This window comes from Allobrachymonas wangyanguii (assembly GCF_045055315.1).
GTDB lineage: Bacteria > Pseudomonadota > Gammaproteobacteria > Burkholderiales > Burkholderiaceae_C > Brachymonas > Brachymonas wangyanguii.
Map to the genome: position 1 here is coordinate 1,686,021 of NZ_CP173677.1, position 18,340 is coordinate 1,704,360.

Genomic DNA, 18,340 nt, shown 5'->3' on the forward strand with positions numbered 1-18,340 from the left:
AGCGGCAGACGCTCAGGGATTACCGTACATGTTCGATTCACCACCGTCGATGGCAATCACCTGCCCGCTGACATAGCCGTTCTCGCGGCTTAGCAGATAGGCCACCAGCTGGCCGACATCTTCCGGCGCGCCCAGCCGGCGCGTCGGGTTGCGCGAGGCGTATTCGGTTTCCGCCGCTTTCGGATCGGCCGGATTGACCTGCTTGAAGGCCTCGGCCACCATCGGCGTCAGGATCGCACCAGGCGCGATGGCATTGGTCAGGATGCCGTCCTTGCCGTATTCGAGTGCCGCATTCTTGCTCATGCCGACCACGGCGTGCTTGCTGGCCACATAGGCAGTCTGGTTCAATACGCCGCGAATGCCACCCACCGACGCCGCATTGACGATGCGGCCATAGCCCTGTTTCCGCATCACCGGAATCACATGGCGCATGCCGTAGTAGACACCCATCACGTTGATGTCCAGCACCTTGCGGAACACCTCCAGGTCGTAGTCCGTCATCGGTGCCTGGCGGCCTTCGATACCGGCGTTGTTGTAAAGGCCATCGATGCGGCCAAAAGCCTCTACCGTGGCATCCACATAGCGCTGCACGGCGGCCTCGTCCGACACATCGGCCGCCACGGTGATGGTCCTGGCCTGTGGGCATTCAGCCGCCAGTGCCGCCTGCGCCTGCTGCAAGACGTCCGCGTTGTAATCCACCAGTGCCACGGCAGCACCGCGTGACGCCAGCACCCTGGCCGCAGCCAGCCCCAGACCCATGGCAGCCCCGGTCACGATCATTGCCTGATCCTGCATTGCATTCTCCTTGTGCTTGTACAGCTTTCACCACAGCCCAAGCCGGAGCCGCCCCATGTAAGCCGGCGTAACAACGGTGATTCAGACTGCCGGCATGGAGCGCCAGGTCGGGATGCAGTGTGCCGCCAGCGCCGTGACCCAGTCCGGTTCGCCCGGTACGAACGCCAGGCCAAATCGCGGACTGACGACAAAGCCGCTGCGCACAAAAACGCCAGCATCACGCTGGCGAACAAAGGTCTCAAGACCGGCAAACGGTACGCGCTGCCCGAACAGGAACAGCTCCGGCGCGCGCTTGGTGATTTCTTCCAACCGGCCGTTGTGCTGGAAACGCGCCACCCAGCTGCCGTAATCCAAGGCCTGCAGGCCGATCTCCAGCCGTTCGATACTGAGCGGCTTGCCGTAGTAATGGCGAACCTGGTCATGGTTGGCCATGAACGGCAGCTGGTCCACCAGCAGATAAGGGATCACGTGCATGGGCAACGGTCCTGGAAAGTGCCGGCCGTGAGCCGAAGCTCCTGCCGGCACGCCATGATTACTTCAGGGCCTTGTAGCGCATGCGCTTGGGCTTGGCGCCCTCTTCGCCCAGACGCTTGATCTTGTCGGCCTCGTATTCCTGGTAGTTGCCGTCAAAGAACACCCACTGGGAATCGCCCTCTGCTGCCAGGATGTGGGTACAGATGCGGTCCAGGAACCAGCGGTCGTGGCTGATCACCATCACGCTGCCGGCAAACTCCAGCAGCGCGTCTTCCAGCGCACGCAGGGTTTCCACGTCCAGGTCGTTGGAGGGCTCGTCCAGCAGCAGCACGTTGCCGCCCTGCATCAGCGTCTTGGCCAGGTGCAGACGGCCACGCTCACCACCGGACAGCATGCCGACCTTCTTCTGCTGGTCGCCGCCGTTGAAGTTGAAGCGGCCGCAGTAGGCACGGCTCGGCATCTGGAACTTGCCCACGGTGATCAGGTCCAGACCGCCGGAAATGTCTTCCCAGACGGTTTTTTCGTTCGCCAGCTCGTCACGGTGCTGGTCGACAAAGGCCATCTGCACGGTCTTGCCAATCTTCACCTCGCCGCTGTCAGGCTGCTCGACGCCGGCCACCAGCTTGAACAGCGTGGACTTGCCCGCGCCGTTCGGACCGATGATGCCGACGATGGCACCGGCCGGAATCTTGAAGCTCAGGTTGTCGATCAGCAGGCGGTCGCCAAAGGACTTGCTGACGTTGGTGAACTCGATCACCTCGGTGCCCAGACGCTCGGCCACCGGAATGAAGATTTCCTGCGTCTCGTTGCGCTTCTGGTATTCGTAATCGCTCAGTTCCTCGAAGCGGGCCAGACGCGCCTTGGACTTGGCCTGGCGGCCCTTCGGGTTCTGGCGTGCCCACTCCAGCTCCTTCTTCATGGCCTTGGTGCGGGCATCTTCGGTGCGCTGTTCCTGCGCCAGGCGCGCTTCCTTCTGCTCCAGCCAGGTGCTGTAGTTGCCCTTGTACGGAATGCCGTGGCCACGGTCCAGTTCCAGGATCCACTCGGCGGCGTTGTCCAGGAAGTAGCGGTCGTGGGTAATCGCCACTACGGTGCCAGTAAAGCGCGACAGGAACTGCTCCAGCCAATCCACCGATTCGGCGTCCAGGTGGTTGGTGGGTTCGTCGAGCAGCAGCATGTCGGGCTTGCTCAGCAGCAGCTTGCACAGCGCCACGCGGCGCTTCTCGCCACCAGAGAGCTTGCCGATCACGGCATCCCAAGGCGGCAGGCGCAGCGCGTCAGCGGCGATTTCCAGCTGGTGCTCGCTGTCGGTGCCGGCAGCGGCGATGATGGCTTCCAGCTCACCCTGTTCGGCGGCCAGTGCGTCAAAGTCGGCATCGGGCTCGGCGTAGGCAGCGTAGATCTCGTCCAGGCGCGCACGCGCGTCGTTGACTTCCTTCATCGCCTCTTCCACCGCCTGGCGCACGGTGTGCTCGGGATTGAGTTGCGGTTCCTGCGGCAGGTAGCCGATGTCCAGACCCGGCATCGGCATGGCTTCGCCCTCGATCTCCTTGTCGATACCGGCCATGATCTTCAGCAGCGTGGACTTGCCGGAGCCGTTCAGGCCGAGCACGCCGATCTTGGCGCCCGGAAAGAACGACAGCGAGATGTCCTTCAGGATCTGCCGCTTGGGCGGCACGATCTTGCTGACGCGGTTCATGGTGTAGACGTATTGGGCCATGTGGCAAAAATCCTTGGTCAAGACGCCGGTCCGTGGCCCGAAAACCACCAAAAACCGGCAAAAACGGAAAAAATGCAGGGATTTCGATCAAATACCTGATGCCTCTATTATCCCAGCATGCGACAATAAATGCTGTTGCCACCACCAGTGCATGGCAACAACGGTGTTCTACCGCCTGCCGCACAGCCCGGCCATCGGGCTAATCTGCTTTAGCGGCTCCTCTGGATTTCCATCTGCCACTCACTGGTTTTGCGCCAGTGCATCCCGTGCACACGCTTACGGCCGATGGTCCTGCACCCCTGCTGGTGCCTGATAACAACATGACATTCGAAGAACTGAACCTGGCGCCCGAGCTGATTTCTGCCGTGCGCGATCTGGGCTATGAGCAGCCCTCCCCGATCCAGGTCGAGGCCATCCCCCTGGTGCTGGCAGGCCATGACCTGCTCGGCGGTGCCCAGACCGGCACCGGCAAGACCGCCGCCTTTTCGCTGCCGATGCTGCAGCTGCTCAACGCCAAGCCGCCGGCCCGCAATGGTCAGGTGCGCGCCCTGGTGCTGTGTCCGACACGTGAACTCGCCGCCCAGGTCGAGGAATCGGTGCGTGAATACGGCAAGCACCTGAAGCTGACATCCACCGTGATCTTCGGCGGCGTCGGCATGAACCCGCAAATCCAGCGCCTGCAAAAAGGCGTGGACATCCTGGTCGCCACGCCGGGCCGCCTGCTGGATCTGCAAGGCCAGGGTGCCGTCGACCTGTCCCAGGTCGAGATCCTGGTGCTGGACGAAGCCGACCGCATGCTGGACATGGGCTTCATCCACGACGTCAAGAAAGTGCTGGCGCTGCTGCCGCGCAACAAGCAGAGCCTGCTGTTCTCCGCCACCTTCAGCGATGACATCCGCGAACTGGCCCAGGGCCTGCTGCGCGATCCGCGCGAAGTGCAGGTGACCCCGCGCAACACCACGGTGCAGCGCATCACCCAGGTGATCCACCCGGTTGGCCGCAACAAGAAGAAGGCGCTGCTCGCGCACATCATCCAGCAGCACGACTGGAGCCAGGTGCTGGTGTTCACGCGCACCAAGTTCGGCGCCAACCATGTGGCCGACTACCTGAACAAGAACGGCATCAGCGCCATGGCGCTGCACGGCAACAAGAGCCAGTCGGCGCGCACGCAGGCACTGGCCGGCTTCAAGACCGGCGAGCTGCGCGCCCTGGTCGCCACTGACATCGCCGCACGCGGCATCGACATTGATGACCTGCCGCACGTGGTCAACTACGAAATCCCGAACATCTCCGAAGACTATGTGCACCGCATCGGCCGTACCGGTCGCGCTGGTGCCAGCGGCACTGCCGTCAACTTCGTCTGCCTGGACGAGGAAGGCTTCATGCACGCGATCGAGAAGTTCACGCGCCAGCAGATCCCGGTCGAGTTTGTCGAGGGCTTTGGTCCGGAGGAAGGCGAAAAGGCCGAGCCGATCGCCATGGGCCGCCAGACCCTGTGGGGCGGTGCCGGCAAGCCGCCGGGCCGCGACGTCATGGCAGCCGCTGCCAAGGCCGCGCGCCAGGAAATGATGCAGCGCATCCGCGAGAACAAGACCGCCCGCCCGGCTGGCGGCCGCAGCAAGCCGGCTGCTGATGCCACCCAGGCCGATGGCCAGATCGCCGGCCAGCAGCCGCCATCATCTGCCGATAACGGTGACAACGCCCAGCGCAATCGCCGCCGTCGCAACCGCTTCCGCAGCGGTGGTGGTGGTGAGCAGCGCCAGGACAGCTACGGCGAATCCGCTGCCCAGCGCGAGCCACGTGAACCACGCGAGCCGCGTCAGCACAAGCCGCGCAACCCGCAGCAGCAGCCGCATGGCAACGCCGGCGGCCAGAACCGCAGCCGCCGCAGCCCGCAGCGCGCCGGCAGCGAGGCCCAGCCGCGCAGCCACGAAAGCCAGCTGTTCAAGGGGGAATTCGGCGTGCCGCGCAGCCAGGGCAACGGCGGTCAGCCGGACCCGCTGCGCACCAGCGTGGACAGCCTGCGTCGCAGCAACCGCAACAAGCGCGGTGGTGGTGGCGGCTTCGGCTGGTAAGCCAGCAGCATCAAACGCCCTGCCCGGTTCGCCGGGCCATCAGGACCGGATCTTCCGGTCCTTTTTTCTGCCTGCAGCCAGCAAGGCGCCAGAACAACAACGGCCGGGATCAACCCGGCCGTCTGTCTGGATGCAAGCCTGCTGCGTGCTCAGGAGCAGTACAGGCGATACAGCGTTTCCAGCACTTGCTGGGCACGCTCGTCGGCAATGCGGTAGAAAATCTGCTTGCCATCGCGGCGCGTCTGCACCAGCTCTTCACTACGGAGTACGCCCAGTTGCTGCGACAGGGTCGGCTGGCGAATGCCCAGCATCTCTTCCAACTCACCCACAGAGCGCTCGCCCTGGCTCAGCTGGCACAGCAGCAGCAGACGGTTTTCATTGGACATGACGCGCAGCAACTGGCTGGCTTCGCGGGCGGCCAGCTGCATGTGCTGCATGTCGATCAGGACTTCGCTCATGGGTCAGGTATCTTGGGTCAACGTATGGGATTCGATATTATGCATCTGGCACCAAAAACCTGCACGATCGGCAAAGTGGCAATCCGTGAATATGTCACCACAATCCAACGGCATGCCCACCATGACGCTGTGGCACACTAGCCGGGTCCTGGCGCCAGCGGCGCCCCAACCCATTTTCAGGAACAGGCATCATGCGAATCCTCCATACCATGCTGCGCGTCGGCAACCTGCAACGCTCCATCGATTACTACACCCAGGTGCTGGGCATGCAGCTGCTGCGCACCAGCGACAACCCGGAATACCAGTACACGCTGGCCTTCCTCGGCTTTGAAAGCAACCCGCACCAGGCCGAGCTGGAGCTGACCTACAACTACGGCACCGAGAGCTACGAGCACGGCACCGCCTACGGCCACCTGGCCATCGGCGTGCCCGACATCTACGCCGCCTGCGACAAGATCCGCGCCGCCGGCGGCCAGATCACGCGTGAGCCCGGTCCGGTCAAGGGTGGCAGCAGCGTGATCGCCTTCGTGGTCGATCCCGATGGCTACAAGATCGAGCTGATCGAGCGTGCCCACGACGCCGGCATGGAAAAACTCTGACACGCCAGTCTCAGAGACGAAAAAAATCCCCTGCAGCGCAAGCTTCAGGGGATTTTTCATGCTGGCCCTGTCGCAACGGCAAGGCCATGAGAAGCGGGATCAGTCCTCGATCGTCACTTCCACGCGACGCGCTTCGGCATTGCTGCCGGTGGTGATTTCAGCCACTTCCGGCTTCTTCAGTTCCAGGCGGGATTCGTCCACGCCCAGTGCCTTCAGGGCATCAGCCACGGCAATGGCACGCTGCTTGGCCAGCTCGGCGTTCAGCTCGGCGCTGCCGGTGCTGTCGTGGTAGCCGCTGATGACCAGCTTCTGGCCATCCTTGGCAGCAGCCAGCAGCTGGTTCAGGGCGTCATTGGCACCGGCGGCCAGGTCCGACTTGCCGCTGGCGAAGTAGAAGCGCACCTTGCCTTCTTCGTACTGCACGCTGGCTTCGTCAGCTGCGGCGGCGCCGGCAGAGGCGGCATCAGCCATGGTCGCGGCAGCAGTGGCGGTAGTGACAGCAGCAGCGCCATTAGCCGCAGAAGCAGCATCGGAAGCCATGGCCGCAGCGGAAGCGCTGGCGCTGGAGGTGGCCACCGCGCCATCCTTGCCGCCGAACACGCCGCTCTTGTACAGGCCGAAGCCGGTGGCCAGGGCAATGGCGAACAGGATGATCAGCGTCAGCAGCACGCCAACTACGGTGTTTTGTTCCTTGTCGTTGTCTTGGGTCGTGGACATGGTTTCTCCAGGGCTATGAATCGTTGAGGAATGGAAATCAGGCGCAGCATGCGCCTGACACGGCTGCGGTATCGCGGCTATTGTAAAGTATTGTCATACATGACTTGAGCCTGACCATGAAAACCAACCGTCCCGACATCGCCAGCCTGCGCAAGAGCTATGAACGCGCCGAACTGGACGAATCCGCTTCGCACCAGGATCCCATGCAGCAGTTCGATCGCTGGCTCAACGAAGCGATCACTTCCGAGATCCCCGAACCCAACGCCATGACGCTGGCCACTGTGGGCAGCGACCTGCGGCCGAGCACGCGCGTGGTGCTGATCAAGGGCTATGACGAACGTGGCATCAGCTGGTACACCAACTACGACAGCCGCAAGGGCCGCCAGCTGGCCGGCAACCCGTTTGCCGCGCTGCAGTTCCACTGGGTCGAGCTGGAGCGGGTGGTGCGTATCGAGGGCCGTGTCGAAAAAGTCAGCGACGAAGAAAGCGATGCCTACTTCGCCACGCGCCCGCTGGACAGCCGGATCGGCGCCTGGGCCTCGCCGCAAAGCCAGGTGATCGATGGCCGAAGCGTGCTCGTCACCAATGCCGCCTACTACGGCACCAAATTCCTGCTGCAGCCGCCGCGCCCGCCGCACTGGGGCGGCTACCGCCTGGTGCCCGAGCAATGGGAGTTCTGGCAGGGTCGCAAGAGCCGCCTGCACGACCGCCTGCGCTACCAGCGCCAGCCCGATGGCAGCTGGCTGCGCGAACGCCTCGCGCCCTGACCCGTTGCGGCAGGCTCAGCGCTGCCAGTCGGCAAAGGTCTGCTGGAATTTCTGCACCTTGGGCGCCACCACCATCATGCAGTAGCCTTGATAGGGGTGCTGGTTGAAATAGTCCTGGTGGTAGTCCTCGGCGCGCAGATAGCGCTCGGTCAGCGCTACCTCGGTCACCAGCGGCTGCTGAAAGTGCGCCTGCGCCGCCTGCACCCAAGCCTGCACGCGCTGCAGCTGGGCCTCGTCGTCAGCGTAGATGGCGCTGCGATATTGCGTACCCACGTCATTGCCCTGGCGGTTCAGGCTGGTCGGATCATGCACGACAAAGAAGATCTCCAGGATCTGCTCCAGGCTGATCACGGCCGGATCAAACTGCAGCCGCACCACTTCGGTGAATCCGGTATCGCCACGGCACACCGCCTCGTAATTGACCGTGGGCAGGTCACCATTGCTGTAGCCGTTTTCCAGGGCGACGACGCCGCGCACGCGCTGGAACACGGCCTCGATGCACCAGAAGCAGCCGCCACCCAGGGTGATCGTCTCGTACACAGTGCCTGTCTGATCTGTCATGATCGCCCGCTCCTTGTCTTGGGGTTGTGCTGGTCTCGCTCCCGGATCCGGAGCATGCTCTTGCCCGCATGGTAGTACCAGGCCAATACCAGTTAGCGCCTTGTGGTTGTCCGACTGTGATTGTCACCAATGCATCAGCGGTTTTTCGATGTGAACCGCTTTCATTATGATGCCGGGTTTTCTCCACTCTGCGCCATGATCGTCGACCTGTTCCTGACCCTGCTGCCGATCGCCCTGCTGATTGCGTTGGGTGCCGGCCTGCGTCAGCAGAACTTCCTGGCCGATGCCTTCTGGCCGCAGGCAGAACGGCTCTGCTATTTCATCCTGCTGCCCGCCCTGTTCATCCACAGCCTGGCCACGGCCGATCTGCGCGGCCTGCCCATTGGCAACATGGTGGCGGTACTGCTGCTGGCGACACTGACAGTCGCCCTGCTGCTGCTCGTGAGCCGGCGCTGGATGGCGGTCAGCAAGCCAGCCTTCACCTCGATCTTCCAGGGCGGTATCCGTTTCAACAACTATGTCGGCGTCTCGGCCGCGGCTGGCCTGCTGGGTGCCCAGGGCGTGGCGCTGGCAGCAGTCGCCAATGCCACGCTGGTGCCCACCGTCAACGTGCTGTGCGTGCTGGTATTTGTCCGCCTCTGCCCGACAGACCACTTTGCGCTGAAACATGTGCTGCTGCAGATCATCCGCAATCCGTTGGTGGCTGCCTGCGCAATCGGCATCGGCCTGCAAGCCAGTGGCTGGGGCTTGCCGCCCGGGCTGGACAGCACGCTGAAGACACTGGGCGCGGCCTCGCTGCCGCTGGGCCTACTGTGTGTCGGTGCCGCACTGGATTTCTCTGCGGCCCGGCAATGGATGCGCCCGGTCGTCATGTCGTCCCTGGCGCGCTTTGTGCTGTTGCCACTTGCCACCGTGCTGGCTTGCCGCGCGCTGGGCTTGCAGGGACCGGCCGCGCTGGTGGCCCTGCTGTTCCAGGCCATGCCGACGGCATCGTCATCGTATATCCTGGCGCGCCAGCTCGGCGGCGATGCGCCGTTGATGGCCGGCATCATCGCCTGCCAGACGCTGCTGGCTGCGCTGGCGCTGCCGGTAGCGGTGCTGTTGCTGGCGGGCTGGCTCTGAGCGCTGCGCGCCCAGCTTCCTGCTCCCAATATCTGGCATGGCCGCCTGCCAAGGAAGGGCCCAGACACGCTAGAATAAGGGTTACATTTGTCACATCAGGGGCGTGCATGCGCGCGCCCATGTCGGAGCACGCATGAACACCGAACAAGCCCGTTTCAACATGATCGAACAGCAGGTCCGCCCCTGGAACGTGCTGGACCCGTTCGTCCTTGGCCTGCTGGACCAGATCAGCCGCGATGATTTCGTGCAGCCGGCCCAGCGCAGCATGGCGTTCATGGATCTGGAACTGCCGCTGCCCTGCGGGCAGGTCATGCTGGCGCCGCGCGTGCAGGCGCGCCTGCTGCAGGATGCCCAGCTGCAGCCCACCGACAAGGTACTGCAGATCGGTGCCGGCTCCGGCTACCTGACCGCCCTGCTGGCACGCAGCGCACAAAGCGTGGTCGCTTTCGAGATCCACCCGGAACTGGCCCAGTTCGCACGTGACAACCTGCACCGCACCGGCATCCACGCTGATGTGCGTGACGGCTGCGGCTTCAAGGGTGCCCAGGCCACCGGCCCGTTCGACGCCATCGTGCTGTGCGGCTCCGTCGCCGAAGTGCCGCATGACCTGCTGTCCCAGCTCAAGATCGGTGGCCGCCTGGTCGCCATCACCGGCAACGAGCCGTCCATGCAGACCATCCGCATCACGCGCGACAGCGAAAACAGCTACACCACCGAAGAGCTGTGGGATGTTGTCGTGCAACGCCTCGAAGGCGTGACCGAGCCGACCAGCTTCCGCTTCTGATGCGTTTCCAGCCCCTGCCCCCGGCCCAGGTGGCCGACTGGGCCGAGCGCATGCGCGCCGCCGGCAAGCAGCCGGTGGTGCTGGATGTGCGCGAAGAATGGGAGCAGCAGACCGCCCATGTGCAGCAGCAGGCCAGCAGCCAGGGCTTCCACCTGCTGTCGGCACCGCTGTCCGTCTTCTTGGAACTGCTGGACGATCTGCCACCACCAGACCAGCCGCTGGCCTGCCTGTGCCACCACGGCGTGCGCAGCCAGCATGCGGCCTATTTCCTGTCACAGCGCGGTTTCTCCGACTTGTACGACATCAGTGGCGGCATCGACGCCTGGGCCAGCGTCGACAACAGCATCGCGCGCTACTGAATTCCTGCTTCCGGTTTTTTCAGATCAGACCACGCGCCAGCAGGTCCTGCGCCATGCGCATGGCCGCACCGCGGTGGCTGCCGGTAAAGCGTTCGCAGGCCTGCTGCATCGCCTGATGCGTGGCCGTATCCAGCAACAGCAGCCGATCTGCCTCGCGCATCGCCTGTGACATGTCGGTACAGCGTTGCGCGGCACCCGCAGCAATCGCCTGCTCGCTGGCCTCAGCAAAGTTGAAGGTATGCGGGCCCAGCAGTACCGGGCAGCCGCAGGCACAGGCCTCAATCAGGTTCTGGCCGCCCAGCTTTTCAAAACTGCCGCCCATCAACGCCAGGTCGGCCATGGCGTAGTACATCGGCATTTCGCCCAGGCTATCACCTAGCCAGACCACCGGACTGGCAGGCGATGCAATCTGCTCCTCCCAGGCGCTACGGCGCCATACCTGCAGGCCGTTCTGCTGCAGCAAGGCTGCCACCTCGTCAAACCGCTGCGGATGACGCGGCACCAGCAGCCATTGCACGGCCTCGCGCTGCGCCGGTTGCAGTGCGTTCCAGGCCTGCAACCACATCTGCTCCTCGCCCTCGCGGCTGCTGGCCAGCATGACGACCGGGCGCGCCACGCCACCTTGCAGTTGCTGGCGCCATTGGCGGCCACGCGCCAGCAGTTCCGGATCCGGACTGGCATCGAACTTCAGGTTGCCGACGATCTGGATATCCTGCACCTGCAATTCACGCAGCCGATCAGCATCAGATGGCGTCTGCACATAGGCGGTGCGCAGGCTGCGGTAACCCGGGTAGGCCAGCGATGACAGGCGCAGCGACTGCTGTAGCGTCTTTTCGCTCATGCGCGCATTGGCCAGCACCATCGGAATCTGCAACTCGGCAGCCTGCTGCAGCAGCTCCGGCCACATCTCGGTTTCCAGCAACAGGCCAACGCGCGGACGGAACAGCTGCAAGAAACGGCGTGCCGCACGGCGGCTGTCCAGCGGCAGCCAGACCTGCATGTCACCTTCACGCAGCAGCTTGCGCCCTTCAGCGTGGCCGGTAGCGGTGCCGTTGGTGAGCAGCAGCTTCAGCTCTGGCCGTACGCTGCGCAAGGCCTGCAGCAGGATCGCTGCGGCCCGCGTTTCACCCAGTGACACCGCATGCACCCAGACCCAGTCGCCGGCGTGCGCAGCCGCCTGCTGCTGCTCCTGTGCCGTGTATTCGGCAAAGCGCTGGTGCACCGCATGCAGATAGAGCGGCTCCTGCTCGCCACGGCGGCGCAGCTTGCGCAGCAGCAGCGGGCGACCCAGCGCCATCACGGCGCGATACAGCGAGCGCAGCATCAGTTGTGCTCAGTGTGCCGATGCACCCAGCACGGCATCGGGCTTGAGCTGGCGCAGCAGGCCGAGCATGGTCTGCTCGATACGTTGCAGCGCCGCCTCGCTATGGCCTTCGAAGCGCAGCACCAGCACCGGCGTGGTGTTGGAGGCGCGGATCAGACCAAAGCCGTCTTCCCAGTCGATGCGTACACCATCGATGCCGTTCACCTGTGCCTCGGCACCGAGCTGCTGCTGGGCCAGTGGCAGCAGCGCTGCGGCGATACGATGCGGCTCACCCTCTTCGCAGGCGACGTTGATTTCGGGCGTAGAGAAACTGGTCGGCAGCGCATTCAGCACGGCAGACGGGGCATCATGGCGGCTCAGGATTTCCAGCAGGCGCGCACCGGCATAAGTGCCGTCATCGAAACCGTACCAGCGCTCCTTGAAGAAGATATGGCCGCTCATCTCGCCGCCAAGTGGGGAATCGACTTCCTTCATGCGCGCCTTGACCAGCGAATGGCCGGTCTTGTACATCAGCGGCTGGCCGCCGGCCGCGGCAATCGCCGGGGCCAGGCGCTGCGAGCATTTCACGTCGAACACGATGGTGCCTCCCGGCACGCGCTGCAGCACATCCTGCGCAAACAGCATCATCTGCCGATCCGGGAAGATCACCTGGCCATCCTTGGTCACGATGCCGAGGCGATCGCCATCGCCGTCAAAAGCCAGGCCGAGTTCGGCATCGGTCTCGCGCAGCACGCGCTTGACGTCTTCCAGGTTTTCCAGCTTGCTCGGATCCGGATGGTGGTTCGGGAAATTGCCGTCCACCTCGCTATAGAGTTCGCGCACCTCGCAGCCCAGGCCTCGGAAAATGTCCGGTGCGGTAGCGCCGGCGACGCCATTGCCGCTGTCCACCACCACCCGCATCGGGCGTGCCAGCTTGATATCGGCAACGATTTTCTGCTGGTAGGCCGGCAGCACATCGGCCTGGCGCACGCTGCCGCCGCCGGGCAGCTCCCAGCTTTCCTGCTCGATGATCTGGCACAACTGCTGGATCTCCTCGCCGTGGATGGCGCGACCGCCCAGCACCATCTTGAAGCCGTTGTGGTTCTTAGGGTTATGGCTGCCGGTGACCTGGATGCCGCTGTCGCACAGCGTGTGCGCGGCAAAGTAGAGGATAGGCGTGGTCACCATACCGATATCGATCACCTCGATACCGGCATCGACCAGACCCTGCACCAGCGCGGCTGCCAGTTCCGGCCCGCTCAGGCGGCCATCGCGGCCCACCGCCACCACCGGACTGCCGGTCTGGCGCGCACGCGTCCCGAAGGCGCGACCCAGCGCACGTGCCACTTCGGGCGTGATGGTATCGGGCACGACACCACGTACGTCATAGGCCTTGAAAATCGATGCCGCTACTTGCATGGGAACTCCGTCTGGCTGTTGATTGCTGCATTGTAAAAGACCCGCTACACTGGCTGCGCCCATGGCGCGCTGACCCGCCCGCCTGCCCGGGCTTCATGCTGCTGTCATACCATGCCCCTGCCCGATTATCCCCGCCTGCTGACTGCGCGCAGCTGTCACGCCACCCCGCTCGGCCCGATGCACCTGGCCTGCACTGCCGATGCACTGGCTGGCGCCTGGTTCGAACCGCAACGGCACTTTGACCCGGCCTCGCTGGCCGGTGTACCCGAACAGCCGGACCATCCGGTGCTGCAGGCTGCCGCAGCCGCGCTCGACGCCTATTTCCAGGGCCAGCCGCTGGCCGAACTGCCACTGGCCTATGTCGAAGGCACGCCGTTCCAGCAACAGGTCTGGCACTGGCTGTGCGGCATCCCGCACGGGCAGACCCGCAGCTACGGCCAGATTGCCGCGGCACTTGGTCGCCCAAATGCCAGCCGTGCCGTTGGCATGGCGGTCGGTCGCAATCCAGTCAGCCTGTTCGTGCCCTGCCACCGCGTGCTCGGCAGCCAGGGCCAGCTCACCGGTTATGGTGGCGGCCTGGAGCGCAAGACCGCGCTGCTGCATCTGGAACAATCCCAGGCCGACCTGCTCTGATCCATGTCTCGTCCGGGCTCAAGCGCTTCCGCACACTGGCTGCAGGAATTCCTGCTGCTGGCCGCCATCTGGGGCGCGTCCTTCATGTTCATGCGGCTGGCGGTGGTCGATTTCGGCCCCTGGGCCACGGCCGGCATCCGTGTCGGCATTGCCGCTGCCATGCTGCTGCCGCTGATGATCTGGCGCGGCCAGTGGTCTTCGCTACGCCAGCGCTGGAAACCCACGCTTTTCGTCGGCATCTTCAATTCCGGCCTGCCATTTGCCTGCTATGCCTACGCGCTGCTGACGATTCCTTCTGGCTGGGCCTCGATTCTCAACGCCACCACGCCGCTGTTCACCGCCTGCATCGCCTGGTTCTGGCTTGGCCATCGGCCCGATCGCTGGCGCCTGCTCGGCCTACTGATCGGTTTCGTCGGTGTCGCGCTACTGGCCAGCAGCAAGCCAGCGGGCCTGTCGGAGGATGTCAGCCACGGCAGTGCCTTGCTCGCTTCGCTAGCCTGCCTGTTGGCCACCTGCAGCTACGGCTTTGCCGCCTGCTACAGCACTCGCTACCTGTCGCAGATGCCGGCGATGGCGGTGGCAGCGGGCAGCAACTTAGGTGCCTTTCTGGTGCTGCTGCCGCTGACCGTCTGGTTTGCCCCCAACCACATGCCCGGCAACACCGCCTGGCTCGCCATGCTGGCCGTCGGCCTGGTCTGTACCGGCCTGGCCTATGTGCTCTACTACCGCCTGATTGCCCGCGCCGGTCCCGGCAATGCCTCCACCATCACCTACCTGATCCCGGTGTTTGCGCTGGGCTATGGCGTCGGCTTCATGGACGAATCGTTGAGCTGGACCATGCTCGGCTATGGCAGCGTGATCCTGCTCGGCACCATGCTCTCGACCGGCTGGTTGAGCCCGAAGAAATTCGAAAAATAATAATACTTTTATATTAAAATAGGGGCATGCCACTGCCCATATCCCGCTCTCCCCGCACCACCACCCTGCTCCGGCCTCCCAGCCGTGGCATCGGTCTGGTCGAGGTGCTGGTCGGGATGCTGCTGCTTGCCGGCACGCTGATGGGAACCCTGGCGATGCAAGCGCGCCTGCAACAGGCAGCCCTGCACCTGCGCCAGCAACAGGATGCGATGGCGCTGGCAGAGCAGCTGGCCGTGCTGTTGCGTGCTCAGGGCCAGCCCCTGGCGCAGGCGGCCACGCCCTTTCACTGGCAGGCGACAGATCCGTTTGCTCCCGACAGCTGCAGCGATGCCCCCTGCGCCGATCCCCAACAGCAACTGCGCCATGCGCTGTCAGTCTGGCAGCAACAGGCGACCAGCCTGCTACCGCAGCTACGGCTGCAACTCTGTCCGATCACGGCCGCTACGCCCATGCCGACAGACTGGGCCTGCCCGGCCAGCAACGCTGCCAGCGTGCTGCTGATCCAGCTTGGCTGGCAAGACACACCGTCCAGGGGATCGATGCAGGCACCCGAGTTGATGCTGCCAGTGGCGCTGCCACGCAACACGCCATGACACGCCTGCACCCACCACACGGCATGACCCTGATCGAGCTGCTACTGGCGCTCACGCTCGGCCTGCTGGTCACGGCCGCCGCCTGGCAAGGCCTGCGTCTGGGTCGACAGGCACTCGCCAGCCTGGACCAGCAACAGCAGCTGCAGGACCAGCTGCGCCTGGCGCGCGACTGGCTGCCGCGCCTGTTTCGCCAGCTCAATGCCCGTGCCCCCTTGGATGACGGCCTGCCGATCGTCTACGGCTGGGACGACGCGGTCTACCGCAACCCCGGCACGGTGCGGCGCTTCAGCGATATCAACAGCATCCGCAACGGCAATCGTCCGGCCGCCTGTGGCAGCAGCACGGACAGCGCCTGCCGCAATGGCAGCGATATCCTGGCGCTGCGCTACCACGGCGCTGATGGCCCCTCCGGTCCCGGCAGTGATGGCGGCGTGCTGAACTGCATCGGTCAGCCGCTGGGGGCCAGCAGCGGCGCGGCCTACGCCTTTCTGCATGTGAACCGGCACAGCGTCACCGGCGAGCCGCAGCTGTCCTGCGCCTATCTCTCGGCCAATGGCGTCTTCACCTCGACCGGCCTGATTCCCGGCGTGGAAAGCCTGCAGCTGCTCTATGGCCTGGCCGATGCCACCCATCCAGCGCAGATCACGCAATGGCGGACTGCCAGCGAACTGGATGTAGCCGGCAACCGCGCTGCGACCGAAGCACAGTGGCTGCAGGTCCGTGCCATCCGCCTTGGTCTGGTGCTGCGCAGCGCCAGCCAGCCGTCGCAAGCCTCCCTACCGCAAACGCTTTATCCGCTCGGCCAGGCACACGCTGCGCAACACCCTGCGGACAACGGCGCCAGCCTCAGCTTGCCGGCAGACCATCGGCAGCGCCGGCTGCTGCAGCTGCAATTCCGGCTCGGCACATGACACGGCCAGCGCACGGTTTTTCCCTGATCGTGGTGCTGGCCTTGTTGCTGGTCCTGTCCGCACTGGCCAGCACCGGCGTGGCACCCTTGCTGCTGGAGCAGCAGGTATTGCAACGCGAGCGGGCGCAATTGCAGGCCGAACAGGCGGCGCTGGCCGCCATGGATGCGGCGCAAGCCAGTCTGACAGCCACCTTGGCGCAGCAGGAATCCAGCCTGGACTTTCCCGGCAGCCCGCGCCCACCGCGCTACCAGTGGCAGCTGCTGCAGGCCGACGCCACACAACAACGCTACCGCCTGCTAGCCGCCAGCTATCTGCCCACACAGGGTGGCGTCCTGCTGCAAGGCGAAGTCCGCATCGCCCTGCCGGCAAGCCCGACTTCTACCGCAGATACCCGACTACTCCGGCTGCAATCCCTGCCCTGGACCGCCTTGCCGCAGGCCTGGCGCTGACCCAGCGGCCCTACCCATCCACGCACTCATGACTGCCCGATTTCATCCCGCACGCGCCCACGCTTCGGGCTTCACCCTGCTGGAGCTGCTGATCGCGCTGGCCTTGATTGCCACCCTGGCGAGCTGGGCTTATCCAGCCTACCAGCGCTATCTGCTGCAAGGCCAGCTGGGCAGCGTACGACTCACCCTGGCCGAGCTGTTGCTGCGCGAAACCAACTGGCGCAACAGCCAGCCTGATTTCGCCCGCTTTGCGCCCGGTACCGCCCATGTGCTGCTGGATGGCATGGTGACGCCGGCAGGCATCGTCTTGGGCGCACGCCGCTGCCAGGCCACCACGGGCATCAGCACTACGCCAGCAGCACCCGATTGTGTCGAGGTATTTGCCCAGCCCAATACAAGCACCCACTGGCGCGAACTGTCACTCGACAGCCTGGGCCAACGTCGCTGCCAGGCGGAACCACAGCTGCGCTGCTGGCCATGAAAAAACATCTTTCTCCACGCGGCTTTACGTTGATCGAGCTGCTGCTGGTGCTGGGTCTGCTGGCAGGCCTGCTGCTGATCAGCAGCAGCGGCTACCGGCAACTGCGCCAGCGCGCCGACCTGCAAGTGGCAGGCTCCAGCCTGCTGGCCGCCGCGCGACAGGCACGCGCACACGCCATGGCAAGCGGTGACAGCGTGGGACTGGAAGCCCTGGATGCGAGGGCATGGCAGCAAGGCTGGCTACTGTTTCGGGATCTGGATGGCAATGGCCGTTTTGACAGCGGTAGCGATACCCTGCTGCAGCTGCAGCCGCCCTTGCCTGCGGGCCTGCAGCTACAGGCCCCGGGCGATGCGAATGGCAATGCCAACACCCTGGCCGCCGGCTATCTGCTGTTCAACCCGCGCGGCTTTCCCAGAACCCGATCCGGATCGCTGGCCAATGGCCAGCTGGAACTGCGCCATGGCAGCCAGCTGCAGCGGCTGATCTTTGACCAGACCGGCCGCATGCGCCTGTGCGAAGCAGTCAATCCCGGTTGCACATAAAAAAACGCCGTACCGGAAAACCGGTACGGCGTACATGTGTTGGCGGAGTGGACGGGACTCGAACCCGCGACCCCCGGCGTGACAGGCCGGTATTCTAACCAACTGAACTACCACTCCTGGTAGCAGCAGAATGTTGCCACCCTGCTTGCCAGTGCTGCTGTTGCCAGCAACGTGTTTGGCGACCCTACGGGGATTCGAACCCCGGTACCTACCGTGAAAGGGTAGTGTCCTAGGCCTCTAGACGATAGGGTCATGACCTTCTTGGACTAAAAAGCCTTGCACGGATGCAAGGCTTGTATATTGGCGGAGTGGACGGGACTCGAACCCGCGACCCCCGGCGTGACAGGCCGGTATTCTAACCAACTGAACTACCACTCCTGGTAGCAGCAAAGTGTTGCCACTCTGCTTGCCAGTGCTGCTGTTGCCAGCAACATGTTTGGCGACCCTACGGGGATTCGAACCCCGGTACCTACCGTGAAAGGGTAGTGTCCTAGGCCTCTAGACGATAGGGTCAAAACCTAGAAACTTGGTGGAGGTAAACGGGATCGAACCGATGACCTCTTGCATGCCATGCAAGCGCTCTCCCAGCTGAGCTATACCCCCAAATTTTCTTGTCTTCGCTGCAACGAAGTTCGTTTGCTGCGAAGACTTGAAGTATAC

At 64.2% G+C, this 18,340-nt stretch carries 21 protein-coding genes and 5 tRNA genes; 13 read left to right on the forward strand and 13 right to left on the reverse strand.

Translation table 11 applies throughout. From position 1 onward, the window contains the following. Positions 1–12 precede the first annotated feature (12 nt). The 3 genes from ACI3EV_RS08165 to ettA form a co-directional block, all read right to left on the reverse strand. Entirely contained in the window at positions 13–795 is a 783-nt protein-coding gene (locus ACI3EV_RS08165; RefSeq protein ID WP_337691895.1) for a glucose 1-dehydrogenase, read from the reverse strand. A gap of 81 nt (positions 796–876) precedes the next feature. After that, positions 877–1,269 (reverse strand): hypothetical protein, encoded by a 393-nt coding sequence (locus ACI3EV_RS08170; RefSeq protein ID WP_329770978.1) that lies wholly within the window; start codon positions 1,267–1,269, stop codon positions 877–879. 58 nt (positions 1,270–1,327) lie between these two features. Next, a complete protein-coding gene (gene ettA, locus ACI3EV_RS08175; protein WP_337691894.1) occupies positions 1,328–2,989 on the reverse strand; it encodes an energy-dependent translational throttle protein EttA in 1,662 nt (553 codons plus the stop codon). Between the two features lie 320 nt (positions 2,990–3,309). On the opposite strand from ettA, the gene ACI3EV_RS08180 reads away from it, so the two are divergent. Beyond that, positions 3,310–5,064, forward strand: coding sequence for a DEAD/DEAH box helicase (locus tag ACI3EV_RS08180; RefSeq protein WP_337691893.1), 1,755 nt, complete (start codon positions 3,310–3,312; stop codon positions 5,062–5,064). A 149-nt stretch (positions 5,065–5,213) separates the two neighbouring features. On the opposite strand, the gene ACI3EV_RS08185 is transcribed toward ACI3EV_RS08180, so the two are convergent. Then, complete coding sequence (locus ACI3EV_RS08185; protein ID WP_337691892.1) at positions 5,214–5,522, reverse strand: metalloregulator ArsR/SmtB family transcription factor; 309 nt, start codon at positions 5,520–5,522, stop codon at positions 5,214–5,216. A 191-nt stretch (positions 5,523–5,713) separates the two neighbouring features. Between ACI3EV_RS08185 and gloA the strand changes: the two genes are divergently transcribed. Beyond that, positions 5,714–6,121: a lactoylglutathione lyase gene (gloA, locus tag ACI3EV_RS08190; protein WP_337691891.1), complete on the forward strand. Its 408-nt coding sequence runs from the start codon at positions 5,714–5,716 to the stop codon at positions 6,119–6,121. A 99-nt stretch (positions 6,122–6,220) separates the two neighbouring features. Here gloA and ACI3EV_RS08195 read toward each other — a convergent pair whose 3' ends face one another. Further along, positions 6,221–6,838 carry an OmpA family protein gene (locus tag ACI3EV_RS08195; RefSeq protein WP_337691890.1) on the reverse strand — a complete coding sequence of 206 codons (618 nt, stop codon included), beginning with the start codon at positions 6,836–6,838 and terminating at the stop codon, positions 6,221–6,223. Between the two features lie 116 nt (positions 6,839–6,954). Here ACI3EV_RS08195 and pdxH point away from each other — a divergent pair, with 116 nt between their 5' ends. Further along, entirely contained in the window at positions 6,955–7,605 is a 651-nt protein-coding gene (gene pdxH, locus ACI3EV_RS08200; RefSeq protein ID WP_337691889.1) for a pyridoxamine 5'-phosphate oxidase, read from the forward strand. Positions 7,606–7,620: 15 nt separating this feature from the next. Here the strand turns inward: pdxH and msrA are convergent, their stop codons facing one another. Next, positions 7,621–8,166, reverse strand: a complete 546-nt coding sequence (gene msrA / locus ACI3EV_RS08205) for a peptide-methionine (S)-S-oxide reductase MsrA (RefSeq protein ID WP_329770986.1) — start codon at positions 8,164–8,166, stop codon at positions 7,621–7,623. A 195-nt stretch (positions 8,167–8,361) separates the two neighbouring features. Between msrA and ACI3EV_RS08210 the strand changes: the two genes are divergently transcribed. From ACI3EV_RS08210 to ACI3EV_RS08220, 3 genes are all read left to right on the forward strand, one after another. Next, positions 8,362–9,288, forward strand: coding sequence for an AEC family transporter (locus ACI3EV_RS08210; protein WP_337691888.1), 927 nt, complete (start codon positions 8,362–8,364; stop codon positions 9,286–9,288). 133 nt (positions 9,289–9,421) lie between these two features. Beyond that, positions 9,422–10,072 carry a protein-L-isoaspartate O-methyltransferase gene (locus ACI3EV_RS08215; RefSeq protein WP_329770988.1) on the forward strand — a complete coding sequence of 217 codons (651 nt, stop codon included), beginning with the start codon at positions 9,422–9,424 and terminating at the stop codon, positions 10,070–10,072. Further along, complete coding sequence (locus tag ACI3EV_RS08220; RefSeq protein ID WP_337691887.1) at positions 10,072–10,431, forward strand: rhodanese-like domain-containing protein; 360 nt, start codon at positions 10,072–10,074, stop codon at positions 10,429–10,431. The genes ACI3EV_RS08215 and ACI3EV_RS08220 overlap by 1 nt, the downstream gene beginning before the upstream one ends. 19 nt (positions 10,432–10,450) lie before the next feature. On the opposite strand, the gene ACI3EV_RS08225 is transcribed toward ACI3EV_RS08220, so the two are convergent. Together ACI3EV_RS08225 and ACI3EV_RS08230 are read right to left on the reverse strand one after the other, a co-directional pair. Then, positions 10,451–11,755, reverse strand: coding sequence for a 3-deoxy-D-manno-octulosonic acid transferase (locus ACI3EV_RS08225; protein WP_337691886.1), 1,305 nt, complete (start codon positions 11,753–11,755; stop codon positions 10,451–10,453). 9 nt (positions 11,756–11,764) lie between these two features. Then, positions 11,765–13,153, reverse strand: a complete 1,389-nt coding sequence (locus tag ACI3EV_RS08230; protein WP_337691885.1) for a phosphomannomutase/phosphoglucomutase — start codon at positions 13,151–13,153, stop codon at positions 11,765–11,767. 111 nt (positions 13,154–13,264) lie between these two features. On the opposite strand from ACI3EV_RS08230, the gene ACI3EV_RS08235 reads away from it, so the two are divergent. The 7 genes from ACI3EV_RS08235 to ACI3EV_RS08265 are packed head-to-tail and all read left to right on the forward strand — an operon-like array spanning position 13,265 to position 17,680. Further along, entirely contained in the window at positions 13,265–13,786 is a 522-nt protein-coding gene (locus tag ACI3EV_RS08235) for a methylated-DNA--[protein]-cysteine S-methyltransferase (RefSeq protein ID WP_329770992.1), read from the forward strand. A gap of 3 nt (positions 13,787–13,789) precedes the next feature. After that, positions 13,790–14,704, forward strand: coding sequence for an EamA family transporter (locus tag ACI3EV_RS08240; protein ID WP_337691884.1), 915 nt, complete (start codon positions 13,790–13,792; stop codon positions 14,702–14,704). Between the two features lie 26 nt (positions 14,705–14,730). Then, on the forward strand, positions 14,731–15,297 hold the full coding sequence (locus ACI3EV_RS08245) for a hypothetical protein (protein WP_337691883.1): 567 nt from the start codon (positions 14,731–14,733) through the stop codon (positions 15,295–15,297). Then, positions 15,294–16,208, forward strand: a complete 915-nt coding sequence (locus tag ACI3EV_RS08250; protein ID WP_329770995.1) for a PilW family protein — start codon at positions 15,294–15,296, stop codon at positions 16,206–16,208. Before ACI3EV_RS08245 ends, ACI3EV_RS08250 begins: the two co-directional genes overlap by 4 nt. Then, the gene (locus ACI3EV_RS08255; protein WP_337691882.1) at positions 16,205–16,657 is read left to right on the forward strand and encodes a hypothetical protein; all 453 of its coding nucleotides are present in this window, start codon (positions 16,205–16,207) and stop codon (positions 16,655–16,657) included. The genes ACI3EV_RS08250 and ACI3EV_RS08255 overlap by 4 nt, the downstream gene beginning before the upstream one ends. Positions 16,658–16,685: 28 nt before the next feature. Beyond that, entirely contained in the window at positions 16,686–17,138 is a 453-nt protein-coding gene (locus ACI3EV_RS08260) for a prepilin-type N-terminal cleavage/methylation domain-containing protein (RefSeq protein WP_329770998.1), read from the forward strand. Then, positions 17,135–17,680 carry a GspH/FimT family protein gene (locus ACI3EV_RS08265; RefSeq protein WP_329770999.1) on the forward strand — a complete coding sequence of 182 codons (546 nt, stop codon included), beginning with the start codon at positions 17,135–17,137 and terminating at the stop codon, positions 17,678–17,680. The genes ACI3EV_RS08260 and ACI3EV_RS08265 overlap by 4 nt, the downstream gene beginning before the upstream one ends. A 40-nt stretch (positions 17,681–17,720) precedes the next feature. On the opposite strand, the gene ACI3EV_RS08270 is transcribed toward ACI3EV_RS08265, so the two are convergent. The 5 genes from ACI3EV_RS08270 to ACI3EV_RS08290 form a co-directional block, all read right to left on the reverse strand. Further along, positions 17,721–17,797 (reverse strand) — tRNA-Asp (locus tag ACI3EV_RS08270). A gap of 59 nt (positions 17,798–17,856) precedes the next feature. Continuing rightward, a tRNA-Glu gene (locus ACI3EV_RS08275) sits at positions 17,857–17,932 on the reverse strand. A 49-nt stretch (positions 17,933–17,981) separates the two neighbouring features. Further along, a tRNA-Asp gene (locus tag ACI3EV_RS08280) sits at positions 17,982–18,058 on the reverse strand. Between the two features lie 59 nt (positions 18,059–18,117). Further along, positions 18,118–18,193: transfer RNA gene (locus ACI3EV_RS08285), tRNA-Glu, on the reverse strand. A 14-nt stretch (positions 18,194–18,207) separates the two neighbouring features. Further along, positions 18,208–18,283, reverse strand: a tRNA-Ala gene (locus tag ACI3EV_RS08290). Between the last annotated feature and the right edge of the window lie 57 nt (positions 18,284–18,340).